Below are 25,142 nucleotides of genomic sequence, written 5' to 3'. Positions count from 1 at the left end.
GGCCTTGAGGAGGACTAGCATGCGTAAGATTCTGCTGGGGACGACCGCCGTGATCGGCGCCGCCCTGCTCTCGACCGGGGCGATGGCCCAGGGGACCACGGCTGGCACGGGTACGCTCTCCCCGGGCGCCCAGGGTGGACAGGGCGCGACCCTGACGGCAGCTCCGGCGCCGAGCGTTGCCGGCGCCGGCGGCCTGTCCGTCCGCCTCGGCGGCTACTTCGAGTTCAGCGGCGCGCTGATCCAGGACGACAATGACTACGCCCGGACGCGCAACGCCCGCGGCGGCGTCAACAACGCCAATGCGCGCAACCGCTCGACCTTCCGCAACGACGCCGAGCTGAACGTCTTCATCGACGGTCGCGCCGCCAACGGCATGACCTACGGCGCGGTGTTCGAGTTCCAGGTCGACAACGCCGCGACCGGCGCCGGCGACGGCACCACGGTGTCGATGGACGAGCTTTACGGCTTCATCGCCCTGCCGAACCTCGGCCGCCTCTACTTCGGCCAGGAAGACAGCGCGGCCTCGCTGCTCCAGATCCGCGCCCCGGGCGCCGGCGCGCTGGGCGGCGACGCGGTGTGGGACGAGTTCATCGTCCAGCAGGGCCTGTTCTCCTCGCCCTACCTGACCTCGGGCATCAACGACGGCAGCGACGCCACCAAGATCGGCTACCTGTCGCCGCAGTTCGCCGGCTTCGACTTCGGCATCTCCTACGCCTTCGACAGCGGCGAGGGCGAGCGCACGAACGTCGCGAACAGCACGAGCGCGCAGCGTGACCGCACCGGCATCGAGAACGAGATCGCGGTCGGCCTGCGCTACCGCGGCACCTTCGGCCCGGTCGGCGTGTCCGCCGGCCTGGCCGCCATGCGCGCCGATGCCCCGCGCCTCAGCGCGACGGGTGCGGCGATCGACCCGCGCGCCCAGACGGTCGAGGCGTACCAGATCGGTGCGCAGATCGCCGCCTACGGCTTCGCGGTCGGCGCCGAGTACGTGTTCGGCCAGTACAACGGCTCCTCGGTCGGCCGCTCCGCGCTGAACCCGGGCCTCGACAACTCCTGGCACTACATCGTCGGCGCCACCTACACGATGGGCCCGCTGGTGTTCGGGGCGATCTTCGGCCAGGCGGAGCAGGACAACGGCTCGGCCAATTTCGGCACGGCCGCGGCGCCTGCCATCCGCGACCTCGAGGACCGCAAGCACACCATCTGGGGCATCGGCGTGCTGTACAACGTGGCGCCGGGCCTCGGCGTCTACCTCGCCTACAACAACATCAACGACGACAACATCCCGACGGCGGCCCCGCGCGACGCGCGCTACGGCGGCGGCGGGACCACGCTGGCGACCTTCAACGGCCAGAACACCCGCACGATCAACATGGGCATGGCGGGCATCCGTCTCGCCTTCTGATCCGCGGATCGAAGCGTAAACCGGGGGGGCGGCAGGGGTATCCCTGCCGCCCTTCTCCGTTCCAGGGCCCGCATGTCCGCCGCTGACCCGCTCCAGGCTGCGCTCGCGCTCCACCAGGCCGGCCGTCTCGACGAAGCGATCCGCGCCTATCGCCGCCTGTTGCCGGCCGACCGCGGCGGCGTCCAGGTGAACCGCCTGCTCGGCCTTGCGATGTTTGCCCGCGGCGACGGCGCGGCGGCGCTGCGCCACCTCCAGGCCGCCGCCGCCCGCGCGCCGCGCGACGCCGCGCTGCTCAACGACACCGGCAACGTGCTCCGGGCGCTGGCGCGCCGGCCCGAGGCGCTGGCCACCTTCCGCCGCGCCATCGAGGCCGCGCCCGGCCTGGCCGATGCCCGCTTCAACCTGGCCGACTGCCTGCTGGAACTCGGCCGGCACGCCGAGGCGCTCGACGCCTACGACGCCATCGCCGCGCTCCGCCTGCCCGGCATGGATGCCGATTTCCACAACAACCGCGGCGCCGCGCTCGCGGGGCTCGACCGGGTGGAGGATGCGCTGGGGGCCTTCCGCGCCGCGCTCGCGCTCGACCCGGCGCATCCCGGCGCCGCCGCCAATGCCGGCGAGATGCTGCAGCGCCTGGGCCGCAGCCGGGAGTCCGTGGAGGCGCTCACCGCCTTCGTCCGGCAGCGGGGCGCCACGCCCGGGCTGCTGCTGGTGTTGGGCCAGGGGCTGCTCAACCTCGACCTCCCCGGCCCGGCGCTGGAGGCCTTCGACGCCGTGCTGCGCGGCGATGCGGCGCACGAGCAGGCGTTGCAGGGGCGCGGCGCCGCGCTCACCGGGCTGAAGCGGCACGAGGAGGCGCTCGCCGTCCTCGACGCGGCCATCCGGCGCAACCCGTCCTCGCGCGCCGCGCTGGTGCTGGCGGGCAATGCCCATGCGGCGCGCAAGGACATCGAGGCCGCCGCCGTGGCCTATTCTCGCGCCGCCGCGATCCCGCACGGTCGCCGGCCGGATGCCGCGCTGGCGATGATGGCCTATGGCCGGCTGCGCGCCTGCGACTGGACCGCGCTCGACGCGACCCGGGCGCGGCTGCGGGGCGGCGCGGCCGCGGGCACCGACGTGCTCCCGCCCTTCGAGGCGCTCTGCCTGTTCGACGACCCGGCGCTGCACCGCCGCGCCGCGGAGCGCCACATCCGGGACAATCATGCCGGCCCCCGCCGCGCGCTGCGGCCGCCGCGGCAGGCGGGCCGCATCCGGCTCGGCTACGTGTCCGGCGAATTTCGGGAACATGCGGTCGGCCACCTGATCGCGCGCCTGCTGGAACTGCACGACCGCGATGCCTTCGAGGTGCACGCCTTCTCGATCGGCCCGGCGACCGGGGACGCCGTGCAGGGCCGCATCCGCGCCGCCGTCCATGCCTTCCACGATTGCGAAAGACTGCCGGAGGACGCGGTGCTGGCGCGGGCCGACGCGGCCGGGCTCGACATCGCCGTCGACCTCAACGGCTTCACGGGCGGGAGCCGCACGGCGCTGTTCGCCGCGGGGCTGGCACCGGTGCAGGTCAATTTCCTCGGCTATCCGGGCACCATGGGCGCGCGCTTCATCGACTACGCCATCGCCGATGCCGTGGTGGTGCCGCCGGGCGCCGAGGCCGACTGGACGGAAGCGGTCGTGCGGCTGCCCCACGCCGCCCTGCCGACCGACGACCGCCGCCCCGTCGCGACCGAGGGCCTGAGCCGCGCCCGCTTCGGCCTGCCCGAGGACGCCTTCGTCTTCTGCTGCTTCAACAACACCCACAAGATCCTGCCCGAGGCCTTCGACGCCTGGATGCGCATCCTCGGCGCCGTGCCGGGCTCGGTGCTCTGGCTGCGGGAGGAGAACGCGCCGGCCACGCGCAACCTGCGCGCCGCGGCGGCCGCGCGCGGGGTGGACCCGGCGCGGCTGGTCTTCGCCGGGCGCGTCGATTTCGCCGAGCATCTCGGCCGGCACGCGCTGGCGGACCTGTTCCTGGATACGCTGCCCTACAACGCGCACACCACGGCGGCGGATGCGCTCGGCGCCGGGCTGCCGGTGCTGACCCGGCCCGGCCGGGCCTTCGCCGGCAGGGTCGCGGCGAGCCTGCTGCAGGCGGCGGGGTTGCTCGGGATGGTGGTGGACAGCGCCGAGGCCTACGAGGCCACCGCCATCGCCCTGGCCGCGGACCCGGCGCGGCTCGGGGCCATCCGGGCGGCGCTGGCGGCCGCGCTGCCGTCCTGCCCGTTGTTCGACACGCCGCGCTATGCGCGGAACATCGAGCGCGCCTTTCGCGAGATGCGCGACCGCGCGGCGGCCGGGCGCCCGCCCGAGGGCTTCACGGTGGCCGACCTGCCGGGCGCCTGAGCAACCTGCCTTTTCAGCGCCACGGTTCCGGCGCTACAAGGTGCCGCCATGACACCTGCCACCCGCCGCCCCCGTTTCGTCCTTCTCGGTGCGCTCTTCGCCGCGGTGGTCATGGGGGCCTGCAGTTCCGAGAACGTCCGCGACGTCGGCCGCGACGAGTACCGTTCCGACAGCGGCCGCGACCGCGTGCGCGGCCGGCTCACGGGGCAGGACGACGGCATCGTGCTGTTCGGCACCGCCCGCGGCGGGCGTCCCGGGGAGGCCGACACCGGCGGCGCCGGGCTCGGCGTCAATGCCTTCCTTTGGCGCGCGACGCTCGACACGCTGGCCTTCATGCCGCTCGCCTCGGCCGATCCGTTCGGCGGCGTGATCATCACGGACTGGTATTCGCCGCCGGGCGCGGGGGCGGAGCGCTTCAAGGCGACCGCCTATGTCATGGGCCGGCAGCTGCGCTCTGATGGCGTGCGCATCTCGGTGTTCCGGCAGGTCCGGCAGGGCCAGGGCTGGGTGGACGCGATCGTGGCGCCCGCCACCGGCTCGGAGCTCGAGGACCGCGTCCTGGCCCGGGCGCGGGAACTGCGCAGCCAGTCCCTCGCCGCCACGCGCTGAGGCGCCGCGCCGCCCCCGGGGGCGTGAAAGCCTAGGCATCCGGCGCGGCAGCGCCTATGCATCCGTCTCCTTCCCGCCCCTGCTGGCACGAGACGCGCGCGCCCGATGAACGACCTTCCCGCTTCCCAGGACAAGGCAGCCCCCCGCTACGATTTCCGCGCGGCCGAACCGCGCTGGCAGGCCGAATGGGACGCGCGCGGCTGCTTCGCCGTGCCCGACGTGCCGCCGGCGGACGCCCGCAAATACTACGTGTTGGAGATGTTCCCCTACCCCTCGGGCAAGATCCACATGGGGCATGTGCGGAACTACACGCTGGGCGACGTCGTGGCGCGCTACAAGCGTGCCCGCGGGCACCTGGTGATGCACCCGATGGGGTGGGATGCCTTCGGCCTGCCCGCCGAGAACGCGGCGCGCGAGCGCGGCACGCATCCGGCGAAATGGACCTACGCGAACATCGCCAACATGCGCGAGGAATTGAAGCGCATGGGCCTGTCGCTCGAATGGGCGCGGGAATTCGCGACCTGCGACCCGGAATATTATGGGCAGCAGCAGAAGCTGCTGCTGGATTTCTGGAAGGCGGGGCTCGTCGAGCGCAGGGAATCCTGGGTGAACTGGGACCCGGTGGACGGCACCGTGCTGGCCAACGAACAGGTGATCGACGGGCGCGGCTGGCGCTCCGGCGCGGTGGTCGAGAAGAAGAAGCTGTCGCAGTGGGTGCTGGCGATCACGAAGTACGCGCCGGAGCTGCTCGAGGCGCTGGGCGGCCTGGATCGCTGGCCGGAACGCGTGAAGCTGATGCAGTCCAACTGGATCGGCCGCAGTGAAGGCGCGCGGGTGCGCTTCGCGCTGGCGCAGCCGGTGGATGGCATCGCGGATGTCGAGGTGTTCACGACGCGGCCCGATACGCTGTTCGGCATGTCGTTCCTGGCGGTCGCGGCGGAACATCCGATCGCCGTGGCGGCAGCCTCGGGCGATGCGAAGGCCGCCGCGTTCGTCGCCGAATGCCGCAGCATGGGCACGTCCGAGGCGGTGATCGAGCAGGCTGAAAAGAAGGGCTTCGATACCGGCCTGCGCGTGAAGCACCCCTTCACCGGCGCGGAATACCCGGTCTGGATCGCGAATTTCGTGCTGATGGAATACGGCACCGGCGCGATCTTCGGCTGCCCCGCGCATGACCAGCGCGACCTCGACTTCGCGCGGAAGTACGGGCTGTCCGTGACGACGGTCGTGCTGCCGAAGGGTGCGGATCCCGCGGCCTTCGCCGTGGCCGACGAGGCCTTCACGGATGACGGCACGGCCTTCAATTCGGGCTTCCTCGACGGGCTCGACGTCGCCGCCGCCAAGCGCCGCGCGATCGAGGAGCTGGAGCGTCTTGGCGCTGGCACCGGCGTCGTGAACTGGCGCCTGCGCGACTGGGGCGTATCCCGCCAGCGCTACTGGGGCTGCCCGATCCCCTTCATCCATTGCGACGATTGCGGCGTGGTGCCGGTGCCGGACGACCAGCTGCCCGTGCGCCTGCCCGACGACGTGGATTTCTCGAAGCCCGGCAATCCGCTCGACACGCACCCGACCTGGAAGCACGTGGCCTGCCCGAGCTGCGCCAGGCCCGCGCGGCGCGAGACCGACACCTGCGACACCTTCGTCGATTCGTCGTGGTACTTCGCGCGCTTCTGCTCGCCGCGCGCCGAGGTGCCGGTGACGAAGGCTGCGGTCGATGCCTGGCTGCCGGTGGACCAGTACATCGGCGGCATCGAGCACGCGATCCTGCACCTGCTCTATTCCCGCTTCTTCTCCCGCGCGATGAAGGAGACGGGACACCTGTCGGTGGAGGAGCCCTTCGCGGGGCTGTTCACCCAGGGCATGGTGCAGCACGAATCCTACAAGTCGGCCGACGGCCGCTGGCTCTACCCCGAGGAAGTGGAATTCGGCACCGCCGCGGACGGCACGCGCACGGCGACGCTGAAGGGCGCGGACGAGCCCGTCACCATCGGCCGCGTCGAGGCGATGTCGAAGTCCAAGCGCAACACGGTCGACCCCGGCGCGATCATCGCGCGCTACGGGGCCGACACGGCGCGCTGGTTCATCCTGAGCGACAACCCGCCCGAGCGCGACATGGAGTGGACGGAAAGCGGCGTCGCCGGCGCCTATCGCTTCACGCAGCGCGTCTTCCGGATGGTGGAGGGCGCGCTGCCCGCGCTGCCGCCCGCCGGCACGGCACCGGAGGCCGAGGGCCGCGCGCTGCGCCGCGCCACGCATCGCTGCATAGCCGCGGTGACCGAGGCGCTGGAGACCTTCGCCTTCAATGTCGCCGTCGCGCGCCTCTATGAATTCGCCAATGCCATCGACGCGGCAAAGGACGCGACTGGCGGCGCGCGGCGCGAGGCGCTCGAGATGCTGGCGCGCCTCGCCGCGCCGATGATGCCGCATCTCGCCGAGGAGGCCTGGTCGCTGCTGCGCCCCGGCGATGCGGCGCTGGTCGCGCAACTTCCCTGGCCCGAGGCCGATCCGACGCTGCTGGCGGCGGAGAGCGTGACGCTGGCCGTGCAGGTGCTGGGCAAGCTGCGCGCGACGATCGAGGTGCCGGTCGGCGCCAGCGAGGAGACCATCTTCGCGGCTGCCGAGGCGGAGGAGAACGTGCAGCGCGCGATCGGCGGCAAGCCGATCAGGAAGCGGATCCATGTGCCCGGCAGGGTCGTGAACCTTGTCGTGTGAACGCCTCCGCGGAGAGGGGCGCCGCCCCTCTCTGTCCCGTACTGCGGCAAAGGCCGAGGGGCCTGTGCAAAGCATGGGTTCCGAGGGCCTTTCGGCCCTCGGCGGGAGGGGTCCCGGGATGGCGGCGCCCTCCCCGCGGCGCGCCCTGATCGGGCTTCTCCTGCTGTCCGGCTGCGGCTTCCGCCCCCTGTACGGCGAGCGCGACGGTCGCGCGCCCGTCACGGACGGGCTCGAGACCGTGCGCGTGGGCCTCATTCCCGAGCGCAACGGGCAGTTGCTCCGCCGGGAGCTCGAGCAGCGGCTCGGCTCCGGCACCGCCGCAGCGCGCTACGACCTGCGTGTCGGCCTCGCCTACGGCATCGAGTTGCAGGGCTTCGCGCGGGATGGCACGCCATCCCGCGTGAGGGTCACGGCGACGGCCACTTGGTTCCTGTTCGACACATCGGCGCCGCCGCGGCTGGTCGCGCGCGGCACGGAACGCGCCTTCGACGCCTACAACGTGCCGGAGAACCAGTTCTTCTCGGCCGAGGCCTCGCGCCAGGCGACGGAGCGGCGGCTGCTTGAGCAGCTGGCCGAGGATGTCGTGCGGCGGCTGGCGGTCCGCTTCGAGGCCGGCCCGCCGCAGGCGGCCTGAGCCGCGCCATGGCGAAGGTCGATGCGCGCCGCGTGGCGTCCGTCCTGGCGGATCCAGGGCCGGCCCGCGTCGTGCTCATTTTCGGTGAGGATGGCGGCCTGGTGCGCGAGCGCGGCGCTGCGCTGACGCGCGCGGTGGTGGGCGACGACCCCTTCCGTCTGGTGGAGGTGCCGCGCGAACAGGCGGCCAAGGATGCCGGGCTGCTGGCGGCCGAGGCGGCGACGCAAGCGCTGACCGGCGGGCGGCGCCTGGTGCGCGTGCGCGACGCGACCGACGGCCTGGCCGCCGCGGCGCGGGCGGCGCTGGCGGGGCCCGGGCCGGGCCTGGTGCTGTTCGAGGCCGGCGGGCTGGATGGCCGCAAGGGGCTGCGCGCCGCACTCGAGAAGGCGGGGCCGGAGGCGGCGGTCATCGCCTGCTATGCCGAGACCGGCGCGGCGCTGGAGGGCTCGCTCGCCGCGCTGCTGCGCGAATTCGGCGTCTCGGCCGAGCCGGCGGCCGTGTCCTGGATGGCGCAGCGCCTCGGCGAGGATCGGCTGGTGATGCGACGGGAATGCGAGAAGCTGGCGCTCTATGTCGGCGCCGGCGGGCGGGCGACGGAGGAGGATGCGCTCGCCTCGCTCGCCGAGGGCTCGGCGCTCGACCTCGACGCGGCGCTGCTGGCGGCGACGGAGGGCGAGGCGGCGCGCGCCGATGCGGCGCTGGAGGCGGCCTTCGCGGAGGGCGCGGCGGCGGTGCAGGTGGTGCGCGCGGCGCTGCGCCACGTGCAGCGGCTGGAAGTGGCGGCGCTTGCAGTCGCGAAGGGGGCAGCGGCGCGCGACGCGGTCGAGGGGCTACGGCCGCCGGTGTTCTTCAAGGCGCGGCCGTCCTTCGAGCGGGCGCTGCGGCTGTGGTCGCCGGCGCGACTGGCGGAGGCGGGGGCGGCGCTGCTGCAGGCGGAGCGGGCGACCAAGACGACCGGAACGCCGAATGAGGCGGTGGCGCGCGCGGCCATCTTGGGGCTGGCGCGGGAGGCGGTGCGGGCGCGGCGGGGGTGACAGAGCGGGGCGCTGCCTCGGAACCCCTCCAGGGCCTTGCCCTGGACCCACCAAAGGCCGAAAGGCCTTTGGAAACCGGATTTTCTGGCGGGAAGCTCGAGAGGGCGGCGCCCCTGCTCATGCCATGTCGGGGTCGAGCAGCCGCAGCACGCCGTCCAGCTGGTCGAGGTCGCGATAGGCGATGCTCACCTGGCCGCCCTTGCCGCTGGACCGGATCGCGACCTTGAGGCCGAGCCGTTCGGTCAAGCGGCGTTCGAGCGCCGCCGTATCCGGGTCCTGCCGGGCGCTGCGCCGCGCCGCGGGGTCGCGCGGGGCCGCGGCGGCCAGCGCCTCGGTCTGGCGCACCGAAAGGCCGCGCACGACCACCAGCGCCGCAAGCCTTTCAGGGTCCTCGGCGCCGAGCAGCGCGCGCGCATGGCCGGCCGAGAGCGTGCCGCCGCGCAGCAGGTCGCGCACGCGCGTGGGCAGGTTCAGGAGGCGGAGCGTGTTCGCGACATGGCTGCGCGACTTGCCGACCGCCTGGCCCAGCGCTTCGTGCTTCAGGCCGAATTCCTCGAGCAGCCGCGCGTAGCCTTCGGCTTCCTCGATCGCGTTGAGGTCCTCGCGCTGCAGGTTCTCGACCAGGCCGGCGGCCATGGCGGCGCGGTCGTCGAGGTCGCGGATGACGACCGGCACCTCGTGAAGCTTCGCCTGCTGCGCCGCACGCCAGCGGCGCTCCCCGCCCAGGATCTGGAACCGCCCGGGCGCGCCGGGCTTCGGGCGCACCAGGATCGGCTGCAGGATGCCGTGTTCCTTGATCGAGGCGGCGAGCTCGGCCAGCGCCGCCGGGTCGGGCGTGCTGCGCGCCTGGAAGGGGCTCGGCTCCAGCGTCTCGACCGGCAGGGTGCGCGGCGCGCCGGCGGGGACGGAAGCCGGGGTGGCCGAGGCCTCACCCATCAGGGCCGAGAGACCCATGCCAAGGCGCGCGGGCTTCTTCATGCGGCGGGTTTCCTTGCGCGGCGCTCGCGCTTCAGGAGTTCGGCGGCGAGGTCGACATAGGCCTGCGCGCCGGCCGAGCGGTGGTCGTAGAGGATGACCGGCAGCCCGTGCGACGGGGCCTCGCTGATGCGCACGTTGCGGGGGATGACGGTGGCGTAGACCTTGTCCCCGAAGAAGGCGCGCACGTCGGCGGCGACGAGTTCCGAAAGGTTGTTCCGCCGGTCGAACATCGTCAGCACGATGCCTTCGAGTTCCAGCGCGGGATTGAGGGCGCGTTTCACCCGTTCGACCGTACGCGTTATCTGCGACACACCTTCGAGCGCGAAGAATTCCGTCTGAAGCGGCACAAGAACCGATTGCGCGGCGACCAGCGCGTTCAGCGTCAGCAGCCCGAGGGAGGGCGGGCAGTCGATCAGGATGACCTCGATGCCGGCCAGCGCCTCGGCCTCGTTGGCCAGCGCGTCGCGCAGGCGGCGTTCCCGGTTCTCGAGGCCGACAAGCTCGATCTCGGCACCGGCGAGTTCCGGGTCGGCCGGGAGCAAGGTCAGGTTCGGAATTCGCGTGGGGCGCAGCAGTTCGGCCAGCCGCTTCTCCCCGGTCAGCAGGGCGTAGGAGCCGGCGCCGCGGTCCTGGCGCGGCACGCCGAGGCCGGTCGAGGCATTGCCCTGCGGGTCGAGGTCGATGACGAGCACCTTGCGCTTCGTCGCCAGCGCCGTGCCGAGGTTGATGGCGGTCGTCGTCTTGCCGACCCCGCCCTTCTGGTTGGCGAGGGCGATGACGCGGGGCTGCGGGCGCTCAGTGGCCGGCACGGCGGATCTCGCTCAGGCGGAGGATGGTGGCCTCGGGGTCCGTGCGGCTTGCGAACCGCTCGGTGTCGAAGTGCCAGTGTGCCGCCGCCGCAGTCAACTCCTGCTCGGCAGTCCGCCCCTTCGGAAAGATGCCGATACCCCCGGGGGCAAGGCGTTCCGCCGCGTGGCCGAGCAGGATTTCGAGCGCCGCGAGGGCGCGGGCGGTGATGGCGGCGAGCGGCGGCAGGGTCGTGTCCTCGATGCGACTCGGGTGGATCCGCACCTGGCCGAGCTTCAAGGTGCCGGAAGCCTCGATCAGGAAGGCCGCCTTCCGGCGGTCGGATTCGACCAGATGGATCTCGCGATCGGGCAGCGCCGCGGCGATGACGAGTCCCGGCAGGCCGGCGCCGGAACCAAGGTCGGCGATCGGCCCCTCGGCCGGCAGCAGCGGGACGAGCTGCAGGCTGTCGGCGATGTGGCGACGGTCGATATCCGCCGCCGTCCGGGCGGCAACCAGGTTGATCGTCGCGTTCCAGCGGAGCAGCAGGTCCCGGTAGGCGCCAAGCCGTGCATCGCGACCCGGGTCGGGCTGCAGGACCGGGATCGGCTGTTTCACGTGAAACGCGCCGCTTCGCGGCGCAGCGCGACCGCGAGCGCCGCCATGGCTGCCGGAGTCACGCCGGGCAGCCGGCCGGCGGAGCCGAGCGTCGCCGGGCGCGCCGCGTCCAGGCGCTGGCGCATTTCGGCCGAGAGGCCGGGAACCGAGGCATAGTCCAGGTGGTCGGGGATGCGCGCGCGCTCCTCGCGTTCAAGCAGGCGCATCTCGGCCTCCTGCCGGCGGAGATAGGGCGCGTAGAGGGCCTCGGCCTCGAGTTGCGCCCGGATGGAGGGTGCCAGGTCCTTCAGCCACGGAAAGGCGCGATGCACCGCCGCCGGATGGGCGTCCGGCAAGGCCAGCACCTCCAGCACGGAGCGGCGCTTCCCGTCCTGGTTCACGACCAGGCCGAAGGTGCCGAGCACGGCCGGGGTGGCGCCCTCCGTGCGGGCGCGCGCGAGCGCATCCGCCACTGCCGTGGCGAAGGCGCGGTGCCGCGCCGCGCGCTCGGCGCCCACGCACCCCCAGGCGACGCCCTTTTCGGTCAGGCGCAGCCCGGCATTGTCGGCGCGGAGCGTGAGGCGGTGCTCGGCGCGTGCCGTCAGCATCCGATAGGGCTCGGTGACGCCCTGCAGCACCAAGTCGTCCATCAGCACGCCGAGATAGGCTTCGCTGCGCGTCAGCACCCGGTCCGGCGTGGCGCCCGAGGCCCTGGCGGCGGCGTTCAGCCCGGCCATCAGGCCCTGCGCGGCCGCTTCCTCGTAGCCGGTCGTGCCGTTGATCTGGCCGGCCAGGAAAAGCCCCGCGATGCCCCGAACCTCGAGGGCCGGTGTCAGCGCCCGTGGGTCCACATGATCGTACTCGATCGCGTAGCCGGGGCGGAGGATGCGTGCGCGCTCCAGCCCGGGCATGGAGGCGACCATGGCGGCCTGCACATCCTCCGGCAGGCTGGTCGAGATGCCGTTCGGATAGACCGTGTGGTCGTCGAGGCCCTCGGGCTCCAGGAAGACCTGGTGCCGGTCGCGCCCCGCGAAGCGCACGACCTTGTCCTCGATCGAGGGGCAGTAGCGCGGCCCCACCCCCTGGATACGCCCGCCATAGACAGCGCTGCGGTCGAGGTTCGCCCGGATCAGATCGTGGGTCGCCTGTGTCGTCGCGGTAATGCCGCAGGCCACCTGGCGGTTGGTGATCCGCGCGGTCATCCAGGACAGCGGCTCGGGGTCTTCGTCGCCGGGCTGGGTCTCGAGCGCGCCCCAGTCGATCGTGCGGCCGTCGAGGCGCGGCGGCGTGCCGGTCTTGAGCCGCGCCAGCGGCAGGCCCAGGCGCTCGAAGGCGAGCGCCAGGCCGATGGCCGGCGCATCGCCCACGCGTCCTGCCGGGATGCGCCGCTCCCCGATATGGATCTCCCCGCGCAGGAAGGTGCCGGTGGTGACCACCAGGGCCCCGCAGGCGATCCGGCGGCCATCACCGGTCAGGACCGCTGCGATGCCGCCATCAGGGCCGGTCTCGATCCCCTCGGCCGCCGCGGCCAGGATCGTCAGGCCGGGCTGCGCCTCCAGCAGGCCGCGCACCGCCTGCCGGTAGAGCCTCCGGTCCGCCTGCGCTCGCGGGCCGCGCACGGCCGGGCCCTTGGAGCGGTTCAGCATCTTCACGTGGATCGCGGCGGCATCGGCGGCGCGGGCCATGAGGCCGTCCAGCGCATCCACCTCCCGCACCAGGTGCCCCTTGCCGATGCCCCCGATGGCGGGGTTGCAGGACATCTCGCCGATCGTCTCGATCTTGTGGGTCAGCAGCAGCGTCCGCGCGCCGCAGCGGGCGGCGGCCGCAGCAGCCTCGCATCCGGCGTGGCCGCCACCGACGACGATGACATCGAAGGACCTGTCCATGGAGGCGGGATATAGGGCAAGCGGTGGATGCGGGGGAGTTCCCTCCCCGCCCGTCGATCACTTGCCGATGCAGAAGTCCCGGAACACCACGTCGAGCACATCCTCGACGCCGACACGGCCGGTCAGGCGGCCGAGCGCCCGGAGCGCGGCGCGCAACGCCTCGGAGGCCAGTTCGGGAAGGGGCGCGCCCTCGGCCTCGGTCAGCCAATCGACGGCGTCGGACAGCGCGGCGCGGTGGCGCGGGCGCGTCAGCGCTGCGGCCTCGTCGGCGCCGGCGAGCCGGCCGGCCTCCGCTTCCAGCCGGGCGCGCAGCGCGTCGAGGCCCGCCCCGGTCAGGGCCGAGACCGCAAGTGGCGCGGCGCCGCCGATCGCCGCCGGCGCGGGCGCGAGGTCGGTCTTGTTGGCCAGCACGAGCGCACCCGGCGTCACCCAGGCGAGCGTTCCGGCATCGGGCGCGGCGTCAACGGCGAAGACGGCGATCACGAGGTCGGCTTCCTCCGCGCGACGCCGGGCGCGGCGGATGCCCTCCTGCTCGATCTCGTCGGCCGCTTCGCGCAGCCCGGCGGTGTCGGCCAGGGTGACAGGCACGCCCGCCAGGGCCAGCCGGACCTCCACGACGTCCCGCGTCGTGCCGGCGCGGGCGGAGACGATCGCGGCCTCCCGCCCCGCCAGGGCATTCAGGAGCGACGACTTGCCCGCATTGGGTGCGCCCAGGATCGCGACCAGCACCCCCTCCCGCAGGCGCTCGCCGCGCCCGCCATCGGCGAGATGCGCCACGATTTCGGCGCGCAGCGCTGCCGCGCCGCTCCGCGCGCGGTCGCCGAGGTCCGTCGGCAGGCCGTCCTCGGCGAATTCGATCGCGGCTTCCTGGTGCGCCAGCAGCCGTGTCAGGCGTACGGACCAGCCATCATGGAGCCGCGCCAGCGCGCCATCCGCCTGGCGGAGCGCCTGGCGCCGCTGCGCCTCGGTCTCGGCGGCGATCAGGTCGGCGATGCCTTCCGCCGCGGTGAGGTCCATGCGGCCGTTGAGGAAGGCGCGGCGGGTGAATTCGCCAGGCTCGGCCGGCCGCGCGCCGAGGGTCGCCAGCGCCTCCGCGACCGCTGCGATGACGGCAGGTCCGCCGTGCAGGTGGAGTTCGGCGCTGTCCTCTCCGGTGTAGGACCCGGGTCCGGGGAACCAGAGCACCAGGGCCTGGTCCAGCACTTCGGTGCTGTCCGGGCCGCGCAGCCGGCGCAGGCACGCGACCCTCGGCCGCGGCAGTCCACCGGCCAGGCGGGCCAGGATGGCGCCGCTGCCCGGCCCCGACAGGCGCAGCACCGCGATCGCGCCGCGGCCGGCGCCGCTGGCCAGCGCGAAGATCGTCTCCGGCGCGGTCATCCGTAGGCCTGTTGCACGTGAAACACGCTCACGCCTTCGGCGGCGGCACGTCCTTCTCGGTCAGCATCAGCCGCCGCACGCGCCCGCCGCCGAGGACATGCACCTGCAGGATCTCCTCGACATCCTCGACGCTGGTCGGCCGATACCAGACGCCGTCCGGGTAGACGACCATGGCGGGGCCGAACTCGCAACGTTCCAGGCAGCCGGCGGTATTCACCCGGATGTCCGGGATCTTCAGCTCCTTGGCGCGCGCCTTCATGTAGTCGCGCAGCTTCTCGGACCCACGCGCGGCGCAGGATCCGCGCGGGTGGTCGTCCTGCCGGCGGTTGGTGCAGACGAAGATATGCGCGGCGTAGAAGGGCGGCGGGTCGGCTTCGGTCATGGCGGGTGGTCTCCGGCCGGGGTGTGGAGCGCATGTAGCGGGCGCCCCGGCACCCTCCAACCCAGCCCATGACATGGCATGGGGAGCGCTTCGCCTGCTTGACGCCCCCCTGCCTCCGGGTGTCTGTCCCTCCCCGGTCCGATGCCCCAGCTTTCCCTCCACACGCCGCTCGGCGACCTGACGATTTCAGAAGAGGACGGCGCCATCGTCGCGCTCGACTGGGGCCGCGGCCGCGACCAGGACGCGACACCGTTGCTCGTCGCGGCGCGCGACCAGCTGCAGGACTATTTCGACGGGACGCGCACGGCATTTGACCTGCCCCTCGCCCCGCACGGCACCGCGTTCCAGCAGAGGGTCTGGGCCGCGCTCCGCGCCATTCGCGCCGGCCAGACCCGTTCCTATGCCGACATCGCCCGCGAGGTCGGCTGCCGTTCGCCGCGCGCCGTCGGCCAGGCCAACGGCGCCAACCCGATCCCGATCCTGATCCCCTGCCACCGGGTGGTGGCCGCCGACGGCTCCCTCGGCGGCTATTCGGGCGGCGAGGGAGAGGCTACCAAGCGCTACCTCCTCGACCTCGAGCGCGCGGCGCCCGGGGCTCCTACCTTGTTCACGGCCGCCCTGCCGGGGGCCAAGCCACGGAACCGTCCACGATGACCCATGCCATCCGCATCCATGAAACGGGCGGTCCCGAGAAGCTGACCTGGGAAGAGGTTCCGCTCCCCGCGCCGAAGCCCGGCGAGGCGCTGGTCCGCCACAAGGCGGTCGGGCTCAACTTCATCGACGTCTATTTCCGCACCGGCCTCTACAAGGCCCCCGCGCTGCCCGCGATCATCGGCATGGAGGGCTCGGGCATCGTCGAGGCGGTGGGCGAGGGCGTGACGGAAGTCGCCCCGGGCGATCGCGTCGCCTATGCCACGGCGCCGATCGGCGCCTATGCGGAAGCCCGCTGCATCAAGGCCGACCGCCTCGTGAAGCTGCCGGACGCGATCGGCTTCGAGCAGGGCGCGGCCATGATGCTCCAGGGCATGACCGCCGCCTTCCTCATCCGGAAGTGCTACCCGGTCCAGTCCGGCCAGACCGTGCTGGTCCATGCTGCGGCCGGCGGCGTCGGCCTCATCATGTGCCAGTGGCTGAAGCACCTCGGTGCCACCGTCATCGGCGTCGTCGGCACCGCCGAGAAGGCGGCGCTCGCCACCGCCCATGGCGTCGATCACGCCCTGCTGACCTCCGAGGACGTGCCCGCCCGGGTCAAGGAGATCACCGGCGGCGCCATGCTGCCGGTCGTCTTCGACAGCGTGGGGCGCGACAGCTTCAACGTCTCGCTCGACTGCCTCGCGCCCTTCGGCATGCTGGTCTCCTACGGCAATGCCTCGGGGCCGGTGGCGATCCCCGATCTCGGCATCCTGGCCGCCAAGGGCTCGCTCTATGTCACGCGCCCGACGCTCGCGACCTACACCGCGAAGCGCGAGGACCTCATCGACCGCGCCAACGACCTGTTCGGCGTGGTCGCGTCCGGGGCCGTGAAGATCCGCGTGAACCAGACCTTCGCGCTCAAGGACGCGGGCGATGCGCATCGCGCGCTGGAGGCGCGCCAGACCACGGGCAGCACCGTCCTGCTGCCATGAGGATCGGCCGTCTAGTTATATAGTAACAATCGCGACGGCCGCCTGCTCATCCCAGCCCGAGCGCCGCGAATAGACGGATCGCCGGCGGCCACGCTTCCATCACCGCGCCGCGGAACAGCAGCAGCGACGCCGCGGCGCCGAGCACCAGGGCGACCGAGGCAGCCCAGGCCCGGCGCAGCGCCACATCGCTGCCGGGCTCCGGCGCAGCATGGGTCGCAGCCAGCGGCACACGCGGACTGGATGGCGGGTCGGCCGGCGGCGGCTCGGGCCTGGGCGCGGCCTCCGGCGGAGCCGCCGCGGGCGGTGCCGCCGGCAACGGCGCGGGCGATGGCGCCGCGCCCGTGCCAGGCAGCGCGAATTCCGCCGCGCAGCGCGCGCAGCGCAGGCGTCGCGCCGCCCCGGCCAGCAACCGATCGGGCACCTCGTATTCCGCCGCGCAGGACGGGCAGGCAATCCGCATGCGGTCCATATCCTCCTCCGGCGGCGCCCCTGCAAGGAGCGGTTGAGGCGCGCCGCCGCGACGGGCACAACACAACCATGGTCCGATTCAGCCGCGTGGCCCTGGCCTATCCTGACCCGCGCGGGCGCCCCGGCCCCGAGGTGTTGCGCGACCTGTCCTTCACGCTTGGTGAAGGCTCCTTCACCTGGATCCTCGGCCCCTCCGGCGCCGGCAAGACATCGGTGCTGCGGCTGATGCACGCGGCACTGCGGCCGAGTTCGGGGGAGGTCGAGCTGCTCGGCCTGCCGCTCTCCCGCGCCCGGCGGCGGGACCTGCCGCCGCTGCGCCGGCGCATCGGCGTCGTGCACCAGGAATTCCGCCTGCTCGGCCACCTGACGGCCTGGGACAACGTGGCGCTGCCGCTCCGCCTGGCCGGCGCCTCGGAAGCCGCGGTCCGCACCGACGTCTCGGAGCTGCTCGGCTGGATCGGGCTGGACACGAAGCAGGACCGCCGGCCGGAGGAACTCTCGGGCGGCGAGCAGCAGCGCCTGACGATCGCGCGCGCCGTCGTCACGCGTCCGGCGCTGCTGGTGGCCGACGAGCCGACCTCGGACCTCGATGCCCGCCAGGCGCGCCGCACCCTCGCCCTGCTGGCCGAGATGAACCGCCTCGGCACCATGGTCGTGGTCGCGACGCATTCCGAGGACCTTCCCGCGCGCCACCCCGCGCGGACGCTGACGCTCGAGGGCGGGCGGCTGGTGGCCGATGCTTGACGTCCGGCGCCGGGGCGCGCGCGACCCGCTCGGCCTCAGGCGCGCGCTGGCCGACCGGCTGCTGGTCGGCTTGGTGGCCGCCATGGCACTGCTGGCCGCCCTCGCGCTCGCGGGCCGCGACGGCGCCGAGCGCCTGGCGGCGCGCTGGCAGGAAGGCGCCGAGGCCGCGGTCACGGTGCAGGTCCCGAACCCCGACGCCGCGCGCATGGACCGTGCCCTGGCGGTCCTCCGCGGCCTGCCCTCCGTCGCGGCGGCCGAGCCCGTGGACCCCGACCGCATGGCCGAGATGCTGCGCCCCTGGCTCGGTGGCGCGCACGGGCTCACGCTCCCTGGCGTGATCGAGATCCGGCTGGCCGACCTCTCGGCCGACCCGGCGCCGATCGGCGCCCGCGTCGCCGCCGAGGTGCCCGGCGCGCTGACCGAGGCGCACGGCGTCTGGGTCGCGCGGCTTTCGGCGCTGGCGGTCGCGGTGCAGGGCGTGGCGCTGGCGATCGTCCTGCTGGTGGGCGGCGTCGCGGCGGCGGTGGTCGCCGTCGCGGTCCGGGCCGGCATCTCGGCGCGGCGGGACGCGGTGCTGGTGATGCATGGGCTTGGCGCGACGGATGCCGATGTCGCCGGCCGCTTCGCCCGCCGTGCCGCCGTGCTGTCCGCCACGGGCGCCACCATCGGCATCGCGGCGGCGGTGCCGACGGTGGCGGCGCTGCTCGGCCTGGCCGGGCCATTGGTGGGGGAGGGCGCCTGGCTCCGCCTGCCATGGCTCGACCTCGCGCTGCTGCCGGTGACCGCCGCGGCGCTCGGCTGGGTCGCGACGCAGGCGACGGTCCGGCTCTGGCTGCGGCGGCTGCCATGACGGGTGGGAAGCGCGGCACGACCGACCCGCCGCCCGACGGGGCGACCGACGAACCGGCGCCTCCCACCCTGGCGGCCTCCGTGCCGCCGGGCGCGATGCCGCCCGCGGGACGGAAGCGGCGGCGCTGGCGGGCGACCTTGGCCGTGCTCGGCCTGCTGCTGCTTCTTGGCGGCTTCGCGGCCTTCGTGCGCGAAGCGTTGCAGGCGGCGCCGGCCCCGGACGGGGAGACCGACGCCATCGTGGTCCTGACCGGCGGCAGCGAGCGCGTCGCCACCGGCTTCCGCCTGCTGGTCGAGGACCGGGCGCCGCGCCTGCTGATCTCGGGCGCGTATCCCGAGGCCGACCTGGCCGAGATCGCCGCGGCGGCGGGCCACGACCCCGCGGCCTTCGCCGGCCGGGTCGCGGTCGGCCATGCGGCGGCGTCGACGCGGGGCAATGCGGCCGAGGTCGCCGCCTGGGCGCGGGCGGAGGAGATGCGCACCCTTCGCATCGTCACCGCCGGCTACCACATGCCCCGCGCCATGCTGGAACTGCGCCGCGCCATGCCCACCCGGACCCTCGTGCCGCACCCGGTGCCCTCGGCCCTTCTGCGGGCGCCGGACGCCTTGTGGCGGCCCAAGGTCTGGCTGCTGCTGGCCGGCGAATACGCCCGCTACCTGGCGGCCCGGGCGGGGCTGTCGGGCCTGCTGCTGGTGCCGCGGCGGGAGGCACCGGCGGCATGACGGCGCTCCGCTCCGCCCTGTTCAACCTGGTGTTCCTGGGCGGCACGGCCCTGACCGTCGTGCTGGGGCTGCCGCTGCTCGCCGCGCCACCCCGGGTGGTCATCGTCTATATCCGCGGCTGGGCGCGGCTGATGTTGGCGTTGCTCCGCCTGATCTGCGGCATCCGCGTCGAGGTGACCGGGCTCGGGCATGTGCCGCCGGGCGGCGCGATCATCGCCGCCAAGCACCAGTCGGCCTTCGACACGGTGGTCTGGCTGACGCTGCTGCCGGATCCGGTCTACGTGATGAAGAAGGAACTTCTCTCGATCCCGGTCTGGGGTTGGTTCGCGCGGCGTTGCGGGCAGGTGCCGGTCGATCGCGACGCGGGCGCGTCGGCGCTGCGCGGCATGGTTCGCGCGGCCGGTGCGGCGCTCGCGGCCGGCCGGCCGGTGGTGATCTTCCCCGAAGGCACGCGCAGCGCGCCCGCCCAGCGCCTGCCCTACCAGCCCGGCGTCGCCGCGCTGGCCGGGGCCACGGGCGCGCCAGTGGTGCCGGCGGCGACCGACAGCGGCCTCGCCTGGGGGCGCCGCGCCTTCCAGAAGCGTGCGGGCGTCATCCACGTGTCGATCCTGCCGCCGCTGCCGCCGGGCCTCCGGCGCGCGCCCTTCATGGCCTTGCTGGAGGAGACGATCGAGACCGAGACCGCACGGCTGATCGCGATCCGGGGGGCTGTGGACAAGTCTGGGGAAGACGATAGCGCGAAATCTCACGCCGATGCTGAGCAGAGCCCATCAAGCCCCGGAAAACAAACCACTCGTTAAGGAGGGATGACGCGTGGGGATAACGTCCGGCCCGGCGCCTCGGTACACGGCCGGAGCAATCCCGTGCGGGCCGGTCATCCTGCGGGCAGCAGCGCCGCGATCCGTGCGAGGCCGGCGTCGCGCACGCCCATCTCCCGCAGGTGCCGCAGCGTGTTGAGCAGGTAGTCGCGGTTCGGCCCCATCTGGCCGTGGCCGGTCGCGATCGCCGCCGCGGCCCGTTCGGCCGACAGGCGGCCGCAGTAGAGCCGGCAGCCGCGGTTGGCCACATAGCCCACCGCCCGCACCGTGTGTCCGCTGTCGAGCAGACGGACCGGCAGAATCCGCCGATGGTAGACCTGCTCCGCCCCGTCCGGCAGCTCGCGGTCGTCGAGGTAGGCGAGCACCGCCGCGGCCTCGACCCCGGCGACGCGGAAGGCGACCCCGCGGCAGGCACCGCCGCGGTCGAGGCCGAGCACCAGGCCCGGCCGCTCGGGGGTGCCGCGATAGCGGTGCGACCATAGGCAGAAGCGGCGATGGAAGCCGCGCAGAAGTGCCGGATGCGCGGCCGCGTGCCCGAAGCCGGGCCGCCAGATCAATGAGCCGTAGGCGAAGACATAGAGATGCCCGTCCGCATCGAGCGCGTCGCGCAGCGCGTCCTGTGGGTGGTGCATGTGAAAAGGGCCCGTCCCGCCCCGCGGCGGCATCGCGGCGCAACGGGCGCGGCGCTATACCGCCCGGCGTGACCGCCGCCAAGCCACGGACCCCGCCGCGCCGCCGCCTCCTCCGCCGGACGGCCGGGTTGCTGCTGACGCTGGCGGTGCTGGGGGTGGGCGTGCATGGCCTTGCCTGGCGCTGGGCGACCGAGGCGCTTGCCGTCGGCTTCGCCGACTGGGCGGCGCTGCGCCGCGTGCAGGGCTGGGCCGTGGACCATGCCGCGCCCGAGCGCACGGGCTGGCCCTTCGCCGCCGAGGTCGTGCTGCCTGGGCTCAGGATCGGCGCGCGTGATGCGTCCGGGGGGGCCTGGCGGCTCGATGCGACCCGCGTCGTGCTGCGCCTCGCGCCGCCGCGGCCCGACCGCCTCCGGATCCACCTCGAGGGCCCCTACCGGATGGGCATCGGCGCGATCGAGGTGCCGTTCACGGCGACGCGGCTCGAGGCGCTGGTGTCGCTCGAGGCCGGCGGCCCGCCCCGCACGGCGGAACTGCTGGTCGAAGGCCTCGGGGCCGAGACGCCGGACGGGCTGCTGGTCGTGGGGCGCGCGCTGGTGTCCGTCACGGTGGGCGTCGAGCCGGCGCTCGGCATCGCTGCCGCAGCGGAGCGGCTCAGCCTGCCCGAGCGGGCGCGCGTCCCCGCCGTCGCCGCATTCGGGCAGGAGGTCGACCACCTGGCCTTCGATGCCGTGCTGCCCGGGCCGCCGGTGCAGGGTTCCGGCGCCGCCGCGTGGCGCGCCTGGCGCGATGCCGGCGGCGTGCTCGAGGTGCGCGGCGCCACGTTGCGCTGGGGCGCGCTGGATGGGGAGGCGCGCCTGACGCTGAGGCTCGATGCGGCGCTGCAGCCGGCGGGAGACGGCATGCTGCGGTTGACCAACCCGGCGGCGGCGCTGTCGGCACTGGAAGCGGCCGGGCTGGTCGCTTCCAGCCAGGCGCGGGCCGCGCGGGGGATCCTGCCGCTGATGGCACGCGCGCCGGCCCAGGGCGGCGCGCCCGAGGTGCAGGTGCCTGTGGCGCTCTCCGAGGGGCGGATCTCGGTTGCGCGAATCCCGCTGATCCGGCTGGCGCCGTTGGCCTGGCCGGATGGGTCGCCGCGGTAGCGTGTCGTCCGGTCGGACGGCGGTGATCTGCACGCCCGGGGGCGGTCAGGGCCATGGCGGTTGTGCCCGGCGTCTTCACGCGGATGCGGCGATGCTTTCACGGAAGGGGGTCCGCAGCGGCCTGCCGCGCCCGCAAGCGCGACTAGGGCGTGAAAACGCCGTCAATGAAGGCTGACAACGCGTTAAGGGCCTGTCGGCTGGCAACATTGCAGCGTTAAACACGAGCAGCGGTCACCTCGGTGTGATGGGTAGTCCGACGGGCGGACCGCAGCGAGAGATGGCCATGGCTCAGGCAGACCTGGAAATCGACCCGGATCAGGATCCCACGGATCGCAGCGCGATCCTCATGATGTTCGCGTATGTCGAAGCGGAATGCAGGCGCCTCGGCGCCGAGGACGCGGCGCGTCATGCCGCGCTGGCGGCGACGCTGTTCGAGGTGACGACATCCGGCCCCGACTGCCTGCCGGGTAGCGACAACCTTCCGATGTTGCCCGTGCACTGACACCCTCGCGCGGGCCCCGGCCCGCGCGAACCCGCCCTGTTCATCCCGCGCGGCGTAGCTGGAACAGCGCCTGTTCCCCGAACAGGTTGGCCATCCTGACCGAGCGCCGCCACGGCGCCTTCAGGCCCCGCTCATCCACCGCGAGCCACTTCTCCACGACGTAGCCTTCCATCTCGGCCAGCGCGAGGAAGTCGAGGATCGTGCAGGGGTGGATGTTCGGCGTCTCGTACCAGGGGCGGTTCCAGGTGTCCGTGTCGGGCATGCGGCCGTTCACGAGCAGCCGCCAGCGCATCTGCCAATGACCGAAATTCGGGAAGGACACGATGGCATGCGCACCGATGCGCAGCATCTGGCGCAGCACTTCCCGCGGCTTCTCGACCGCCTGCAGCGTGCGCGACAGCACCACGTAGTCGAAGCCGCCATCGGGATAGAAGGCGAGGTCGTCGTCGGCATCGCCGTGGATCACCGCGAGGCCGGCCGAGACGGCGCGCGTCACCTCCGCCATGTCGATCTCGATGCCCCGCGCGTCGGCCGCCTTCCCGCGCGTGAGGTGCGCGATCAGCGCGCCGTCGCCGCAGCCGATGTCGAGCACCTTGGCGCCGTTCGGGATCATCTCCGCGATCAGGCGGAGGTCCAGGCGCATGTTCTTGGCGACGTAGCGGATGTCGGCGGGGGCTTCGGGCATGTGCGGCGCCTCAGGGCGGATCCCGCCTGCGCGTAGTCGCCTGCCGGCGGGATGTCCAGCGGAACGGACGCGGTCGGGGTGCCGGCGTGGCCGCGCGCGGGGGGGGGCGGACGCGCTACGCGTCGGTCCGAGACCAGCGCCCGGGTGTCCCGCAGGAAGGGGTCGCCCGGGTGCCGGCCCCTTCGTCTCAGGCGACGGCCTTCGCCGTTTCCGGGCCGATCTCGGCGCTGATCGGCGTCACGCGGTCGACCGGGAAGCCACCCTCGGCCGCGTGGCGGCGGATCGCCTCCTCGTTCTCGGCCTCGTGCACGCAGTAGACCTTGTCGCCGGCAACGAAACTCGTATGCCAAGTATAGGGCACGCCGAGCCCCGCCACGACGGCGTTCGACTTGGCCGAAATCTCCGCGAGTTGCTGCGGCGTGAGGGCGCTGGCGCCGGGTATGACACGCTCGATCATGAATTTCGGCATCGTAACCTCCCTTCGTGTTGGTGCGGGGTCGTGCCCCGTGAGGTGGTGTAGGAGCGCCCTGGTCTCCCGACCGGGTATGAGCCGCGGTCAGTCTGCCACGGCGGGCAGGCTGACGTTGGAAGCATCGCCGATGGGCGCGAGCGTCTCAAGGCTCATGTCGCGGCGCTGCACCGCCCATTCGTCGTTCTGTTCGAGGAGAATGGCGCCGACGAGGCGGGTGACGACGCGGTCGCGGTTCTCGACTCTGCCCGAATTGCTGGCGGCGGCGCGCACGCAGCCGGTGCGGTTCGGATCGTCGGGCGTCGGTTCGGCCGAGCACTTTTTGGGCGTGGTGATCGGCAAGGAAGCGGGGGTCGCGAACCTGGACCACGTGCCCTATCGCGGCACGCCACCGGCGCTGCAGGATTTGCTGGCGGGGCAGGTGGAGGCGATCAACGCGCGGATCACCACGCTGGTGGCGCAGTTGAAGGACGGGTCGCTACGCGCGCTGGTGGTCTCGACCGAGCGGCGGGTGCCGGCGTTCCCAGATGTGCCGACGGCGGGGGAGCTGGGCTTCGCGCGCGCGACGATGACGCAGTGGATCGGGCTGAGCGCGCCGCGGCGGCTGCCGGCGGCGGACGCGGCGCGGATCACGGCCGCCATCCCCGGCATCCTGGCGCGGCCGGAGATTGCGGCGCGGCTGGAGGAGCTGGCATCGCCGCCGCGAGCGCCGCTGCTGGTGGGGGAGGCGTTCCAGGGGTTTGTGGCGGCGTTCCGGGATCATTGGGTGGGGGTGGCGCGGGCGGAGGGGACTGTGGCGGGGTGAGGCTGTGGAGCTTGACTCTGGCTGAGGCTGAAGTGGCGCCTCTGCGCCCAAAAGCTGCCTTTCGCATTCGAGGTATGGTAGCCGCTTCTACAACACGGAGGAGTACCTATGGGTTCACCTCATCTGCCCAAGCTGACAACGACGCTTCTGCAATCCTATAGTGAAACCGCGCTACGCAATGCGGATGAACTGCTCGCAGAGGCCTCGCTCTTACGTGACAATGACCACATGGCCCGGGCCTACTTCTTGGCGGTAGCGTGTATTGAGGAAGCGGGTAAAGCACTGCTTGCTTTCGATTCACAAAATCGAAACCTGTCCGATCCAGCAATCTGTAAAAAATTGAAAAATTCAATGGAAAATCACGGACAAAAAATCAACTATGCATTGTTCAAATGGGCCTTGAGTAGCCCCGATCAGCACAACGCGCTGAAGAAATCGCTTGATTTAAGCGAGCACCTTCGGCGCGGGCGCGAACCGTCGATGTACAGCGACCTGCGCACCGTCCCGGATCGAGCGCAGACGCCCCGCGAGGTTGTCCGCGATAGCGCTGCGCGGGACTGTGTCCGTCTTGCGGAAAATTGCCTTGCTTACGCGCATGGCCACGTGCTCGAGAAAACACCAGCCAAATTCACCGGTGCTCAGGATCGGCTCTTCACAATGAAGTCGGACACCTCCAGAAACCCCTCGCCCTGAAGCCGTTCGGCTGATTCACTGACGCGGATTGGCGCGGGGGATGGCGATGGTTCGGCAGCCGGGGTTCTTCGATGTGGAGGAGCGGCTGCGGGAGCTGTCGGCCAAGGGCGATGACCTCGAGCGGATCGGGGCGCTGGTGGATTTTGCCATGTTCCGCGCCGAGCTGGAGCGGGCGGTGCCGCGGGCGGACGGCACGAAGGGCGGCCGGCCGGCC

26 protein-coding genes and 1 pseudogene are annotated in these 25,142 nt (G+C 72.8%); 16 read left to right on the top strand and 11 right to left on the bottom strand.

Annotated features, from left to right (window positions below; genetic code table 11):
* Positions 1–19: 19 nt before the first annotated feature.
* The 6 genes from E8M80_RS17655 (at position 20) to holA (ending at position 8,770) form a co-directional block, all read left to right on the top strand.
* A complete protein-coding gene (locus tag E8M80_RS17655) occupies positions 20–1,405 on the top strand; it encodes a porin (RefSeq protein WP_170979485.1) in 1,386 nt (461 codons plus the stop codon).
* 72 nt (positions 1,406–1,477) lie between these two features.
* Positions 1,478–3,781, top strand: coding sequence for a glycosyltransferase family 41 protein (locus tag E8M80_RS17650; protein WP_137127034.1), 2,304 nt, complete (start codon positions 1,478–1,480; stop codon positions 3,779–3,781).
* 48 nt (positions 3,782–3,829) lie between these two features.
* Entirely contained in the window at positions 3,830–4,390 is a 561-nt protein-coding gene (locus tag E8M80_RS17645) for a DUF3576 domain-containing protein (protein ID WP_206035656.1), read from the top strand.
* 105 nt (positions 4,391–4,495) lie between these two features.
* Positions 4,496–7,102, top strand: a complete 2,607-nt coding sequence (gene leuS, locus E8M80_RS17640) for a leucine--tRNA ligase (protein ID WP_137127033.1) — start codon at positions 4,496–4,498, stop codon at positions 7,100–7,102.
* Positions 7,103–7,220: 118 nt separating this feature from the next.
* On the top strand, positions 7,221–7,736 hold the full coding sequence (lptE, locus tag E8M80_RS17635; RefSeq protein WP_170979484.1) for an LPS assembly lipoprotein LptE: 516 nt from the start codon (positions 7,221–7,223) through the stop codon (positions 7,734–7,736).
* A gap of 8 nt (positions 7,737–7,744) precedes the next feature.
* A complete protein-coding gene (holA, locus tag E8M80_RS17630) occupies positions 7,745–8,770 on the top strand; it encodes a DNA polymerase III subunit delta (protein WP_137127031.1) in 1,026 nt (341 codons plus the stop codon).
* A 117-nt stretch (positions 8,771–8,887) separates the two neighbouring features.
* Here holA and E8M80_RS17625 read toward each other — a convergent pair whose 3' ends face one another.
* The 6 genes from E8M80_RS17625 to E8M80_RS17600 are packed head-to-tail and all read right to left on the bottom strand — an operon-like array spanning position 8,888 to position 14,776.
* A complete protein-coding gene (locus E8M80_RS17625) occupies positions 8,888–9,748 on the bottom strand; it encodes a ParB/RepB/Spo0J family partition protein (RefSeq protein WP_240790104.1) in 861 nt (286 codons plus the stop codon).
* The gene (locus E8M80_RS17620; protein ID WP_137127030.1) at positions 9,745–10,557 is read right to left on the bottom strand and encodes a ParA family protein; all 813 of its coding nucleotides are present in this window, start codon (positions 10,555–10,557) and stop codon (positions 9,745–9,747) included. Before E8M80_RS17620 ends, E8M80_RS17625 begins: the two co-directional genes overlap by 4 nt.
* Positions 10,544–11,152 (bottom strand): 16S rRNA (guanine(527)-N(7))-methyltransferase RsmG, encoded by a 609-nt coding sequence (gene rsmG / locus E8M80_RS17615; protein ID WP_240790103.1) that lies wholly within the window; start codon positions 11,150–11,152, stop codon positions 10,544–10,546. The genes E8M80_RS17620 and rsmG overlap by 14 nt, the downstream gene beginning before the upstream one ends.
* Complete coding sequence (mnmG, locus tag E8M80_RS17610; protein ID WP_137127029.1) at positions 11,149–13,017, bottom strand: tRNA uridine-5-carboxymethylaminomethyl(34) synthesis enzyme MnmG; 1,869 nt, start codon at positions 13,015–13,017, stop codon at positions 11,149–11,151. Before mnmG ends, rsmG begins: the two co-directional genes overlap by 4 nt.
* 57 nt (positions 13,018–13,074) lie before the next feature.
* Positions 13,075–14,394 (bottom strand): tRNA uridine-5-carboxymethylaminomethyl(34) synthesis GTPase MnmE, encoded by a 1,320-nt coding sequence (mnmE, locus tag E8M80_RS17605; RefSeq protein WP_137127028.1) that lies wholly within the window; start codon positions 14,392–14,394, stop codon positions 13,075–13,077.
* 28 nt (positions 14,395–14,422) lie between these two features.
* Complete coding sequence (locus E8M80_RS17600) at positions 14,423–14,776, bottom strand: ferredoxin (RefSeq protein ID WP_137127027.1); 354 nt, start codon at positions 14,774–14,776, stop codon at positions 14,423–14,425.
* A gap of 141 nt (positions 14,777–14,917) precedes the next feature.
* On the opposite strand from E8M80_RS17600, the gene E8M80_RS17595 reads away from it, so the two are divergent.
* Entirely contained in the window at positions 14,918–15,430 is a 513-nt protein-coding gene (locus tag E8M80_RS17595) for a methylated-DNA--[protein]-cysteine S-methyltransferase (protein WP_137127026.1), read from the top strand.
* Complete coding sequence (locus tag E8M80_RS17590; protein ID WP_137127025.1) at positions 15,427–16,401, top strand: quinone oxidoreductase; 975 nt, start codon at positions 15,427–15,429, stop codon at positions 16,399–16,401. Before E8M80_RS17595 ends, E8M80_RS17590 begins: the two co-directional genes overlap by 4 nt.
* A gap of 46 nt (positions 16,402–16,447) precedes the next feature.
* On the opposite strand, the gene E8M80_RS17585 is transcribed toward E8M80_RS17590, so the two are convergent.
* Positions 16,448–16,861 carry a zinc-ribbon domain-containing protein gene (locus tag E8M80_RS17585; protein WP_170979483.1) on the bottom strand — a complete coding sequence of 138 codons (414 nt, stop codon included), beginning with the start codon at positions 16,859–16,861 and terminating at the stop codon, positions 16,448–16,450.
* A gap of 77 nt (positions 16,862–16,938) precedes the next feature.
* Here E8M80_RS17585 and E8M80_RS17580 point away from each other — a divergent pair, with 77 nt between their 5' ends.
* Genes E8M80_RS17580 through E8M80_RS17565 form a run of 4 tightly spaced genes read left to right on the top strand, consistent with a single transcriptional unit; the run spans position 16,939 to position 19,985 of the window.
* Positions 16,939–17,613, top strand: a complete 675-nt coding sequence (locus E8M80_RS17580) for a cell division ATP-binding protein FtsE (protein WP_137127023.1) — start codon at positions 16,939–16,941, stop codon at positions 17,611–17,613.
* The gene (locus tag E8M80_RS17575) at positions 17,606–18,463 is read left to right on the top strand and encodes an ABC transporter permease (protein WP_137127022.1); all 858 of its coding nucleotides are present in this window, start codon (positions 17,606–17,608) and stop codon (positions 18,461–18,463) included. Before E8M80_RS17580 ends, E8M80_RS17575 begins: the two co-directional genes overlap by 8 nt.
* Positions 18,460–19,185 (top strand): YdcF family protein, encoded by a 726-nt coding sequence (locus E8M80_RS17570; protein WP_240790102.1) that lies wholly within the window; start codon positions 18,460–18,462, stop codon positions 19,183–19,185. Before E8M80_RS17575 ends, E8M80_RS17570 begins: the two co-directional genes overlap by 4 nt.
* Positions 19,182–19,985 (top strand): 1-acyl-sn-glycerol-3-phosphate acyltransferase, encoded by an 804-nt coding sequence (locus E8M80_RS17565; RefSeq protein ID WP_137127021.1) that lies wholly within the window; start codon positions 19,182–19,184, stop codon positions 19,983–19,985. Before E8M80_RS17570 ends, E8M80_RS17565 begins: the two co-directional genes overlap by 4 nt.
* A 74-nt stretch (positions 19,986–20,059) precedes the next feature.
* On the opposite strand, the gene E8M80_RS17560 is transcribed toward E8M80_RS17565, so the two are convergent.
* Positions 20,060–20,635: a gamma-glutamylcyclotransferase gene (locus E8M80_RS17560; RefSeq protein ID WP_170979482.1), complete on the bottom strand. Its 576-nt coding sequence runs from the start codon at positions 20,633–20,635 to the stop codon at positions 20,060–20,062.
* Between the two features lie 68 nt (positions 20,636–20,703).
* Here E8M80_RS17560 and E8M80_RS17555 point away from each other — a divergent pair, with 68 nt between their 5' ends.
* Positions 20,704–21,774, top strand: a complete 1,071-nt coding sequence (locus E8M80_RS17555) for a DUF2125 domain-containing protein (protein ID WP_170979481.1) — start codon at positions 20,704–20,706, stop codon at positions 21,772–21,774.
* A gap of 283 nt (positions 21,775–22,057) precedes the next feature.
* Positions 22,058–22,276: a hypothetical protein gene (locus E8M80_RS17550; protein ID WP_137127018.1), complete on the top strand. Its 219-nt coding sequence runs from the start codon at positions 22,058–22,060 to the stop codon at positions 22,274–22,276.
* 40 nt (positions 22,277–22,316) lie between these two features.
* Here E8M80_RS17550 and metW read toward each other — a convergent pair whose 3' ends face one another.
* The 3 genes and pseudogenes from metW to E8M80_RS26050 form a co-directional block, all read right to left on the bottom strand.
* On the bottom strand, positions 22,317–22,919 hold the full coding sequence (metW, locus tag E8M80_RS17545) for a methionine biosynthesis protein MetW (protein ID WP_137127180.1): 603 nt from the start codon (positions 22,917–22,919) through the stop codon (positions 22,317–22,319).
* A gap of 229 nt (positions 22,920–23,148) precedes the next feature.
* A complete protein-coding gene (locus E8M80_RS17540; protein WP_137127017.1) occupies positions 23,149–23,430 on the bottom strand; it encodes a DUF4242 domain-containing protein in 282 nt (93 codons plus the stop codon).
* Between the two features lie 87 nt (positions 23,431–23,517).
* Positions 23,518–23,661 (bottom strand): annotated as a pseudogene (locus E8M80_RS26050) (IS256 family transposase); the annotation flags it as partial.
* Between E8M80_RS26050 and E8M80_RS17535 the strand changes: the two are divergent.
* Both E8M80_RS17535 and E8M80_RS17530 read left to right on the top strand, forming a co-directional pair.
* Positions 23,630–24,235 carry a tripartite tricarboxylate transporter substrate binding protein gene (locus E8M80_RS17535; RefSeq protein ID WP_240790101.1) on the top strand — a complete coding sequence of 202 codons (606 nt, stop codon included), beginning with the start codon at positions 23,630–23,632 and terminating at the stop codon, positions 24,233–24,235. The pseudogene E8M80_RS26050 and the gene E8M80_RS17535 overlap by 32 nt on opposite strands.
* A 108-nt stretch (positions 24,236–24,343) precedes the next feature.
* Positions 24,344–24,928, top strand: a complete 585-nt coding sequence (locus E8M80_RS17530) for an AbiV family abortive infection protein (protein WP_137127015.1) — start codon at positions 24,344–24,346, stop codon at positions 24,926–24,928.
* Positions 24,929–25,142: the final 214 nt, after the last annotated feature.

This window comes from Roseomonas sp. HF4 (assembly GCF_005222755.1).
GTDB lineage: Bacteria > Pseudomonadota > Alphaproteobacteria > Acetobacterales > Acetobacteraceae > Neoroseomonas.
This window is presented reverse-complemented; position numbering and strand designations above follow the sequence as displayed.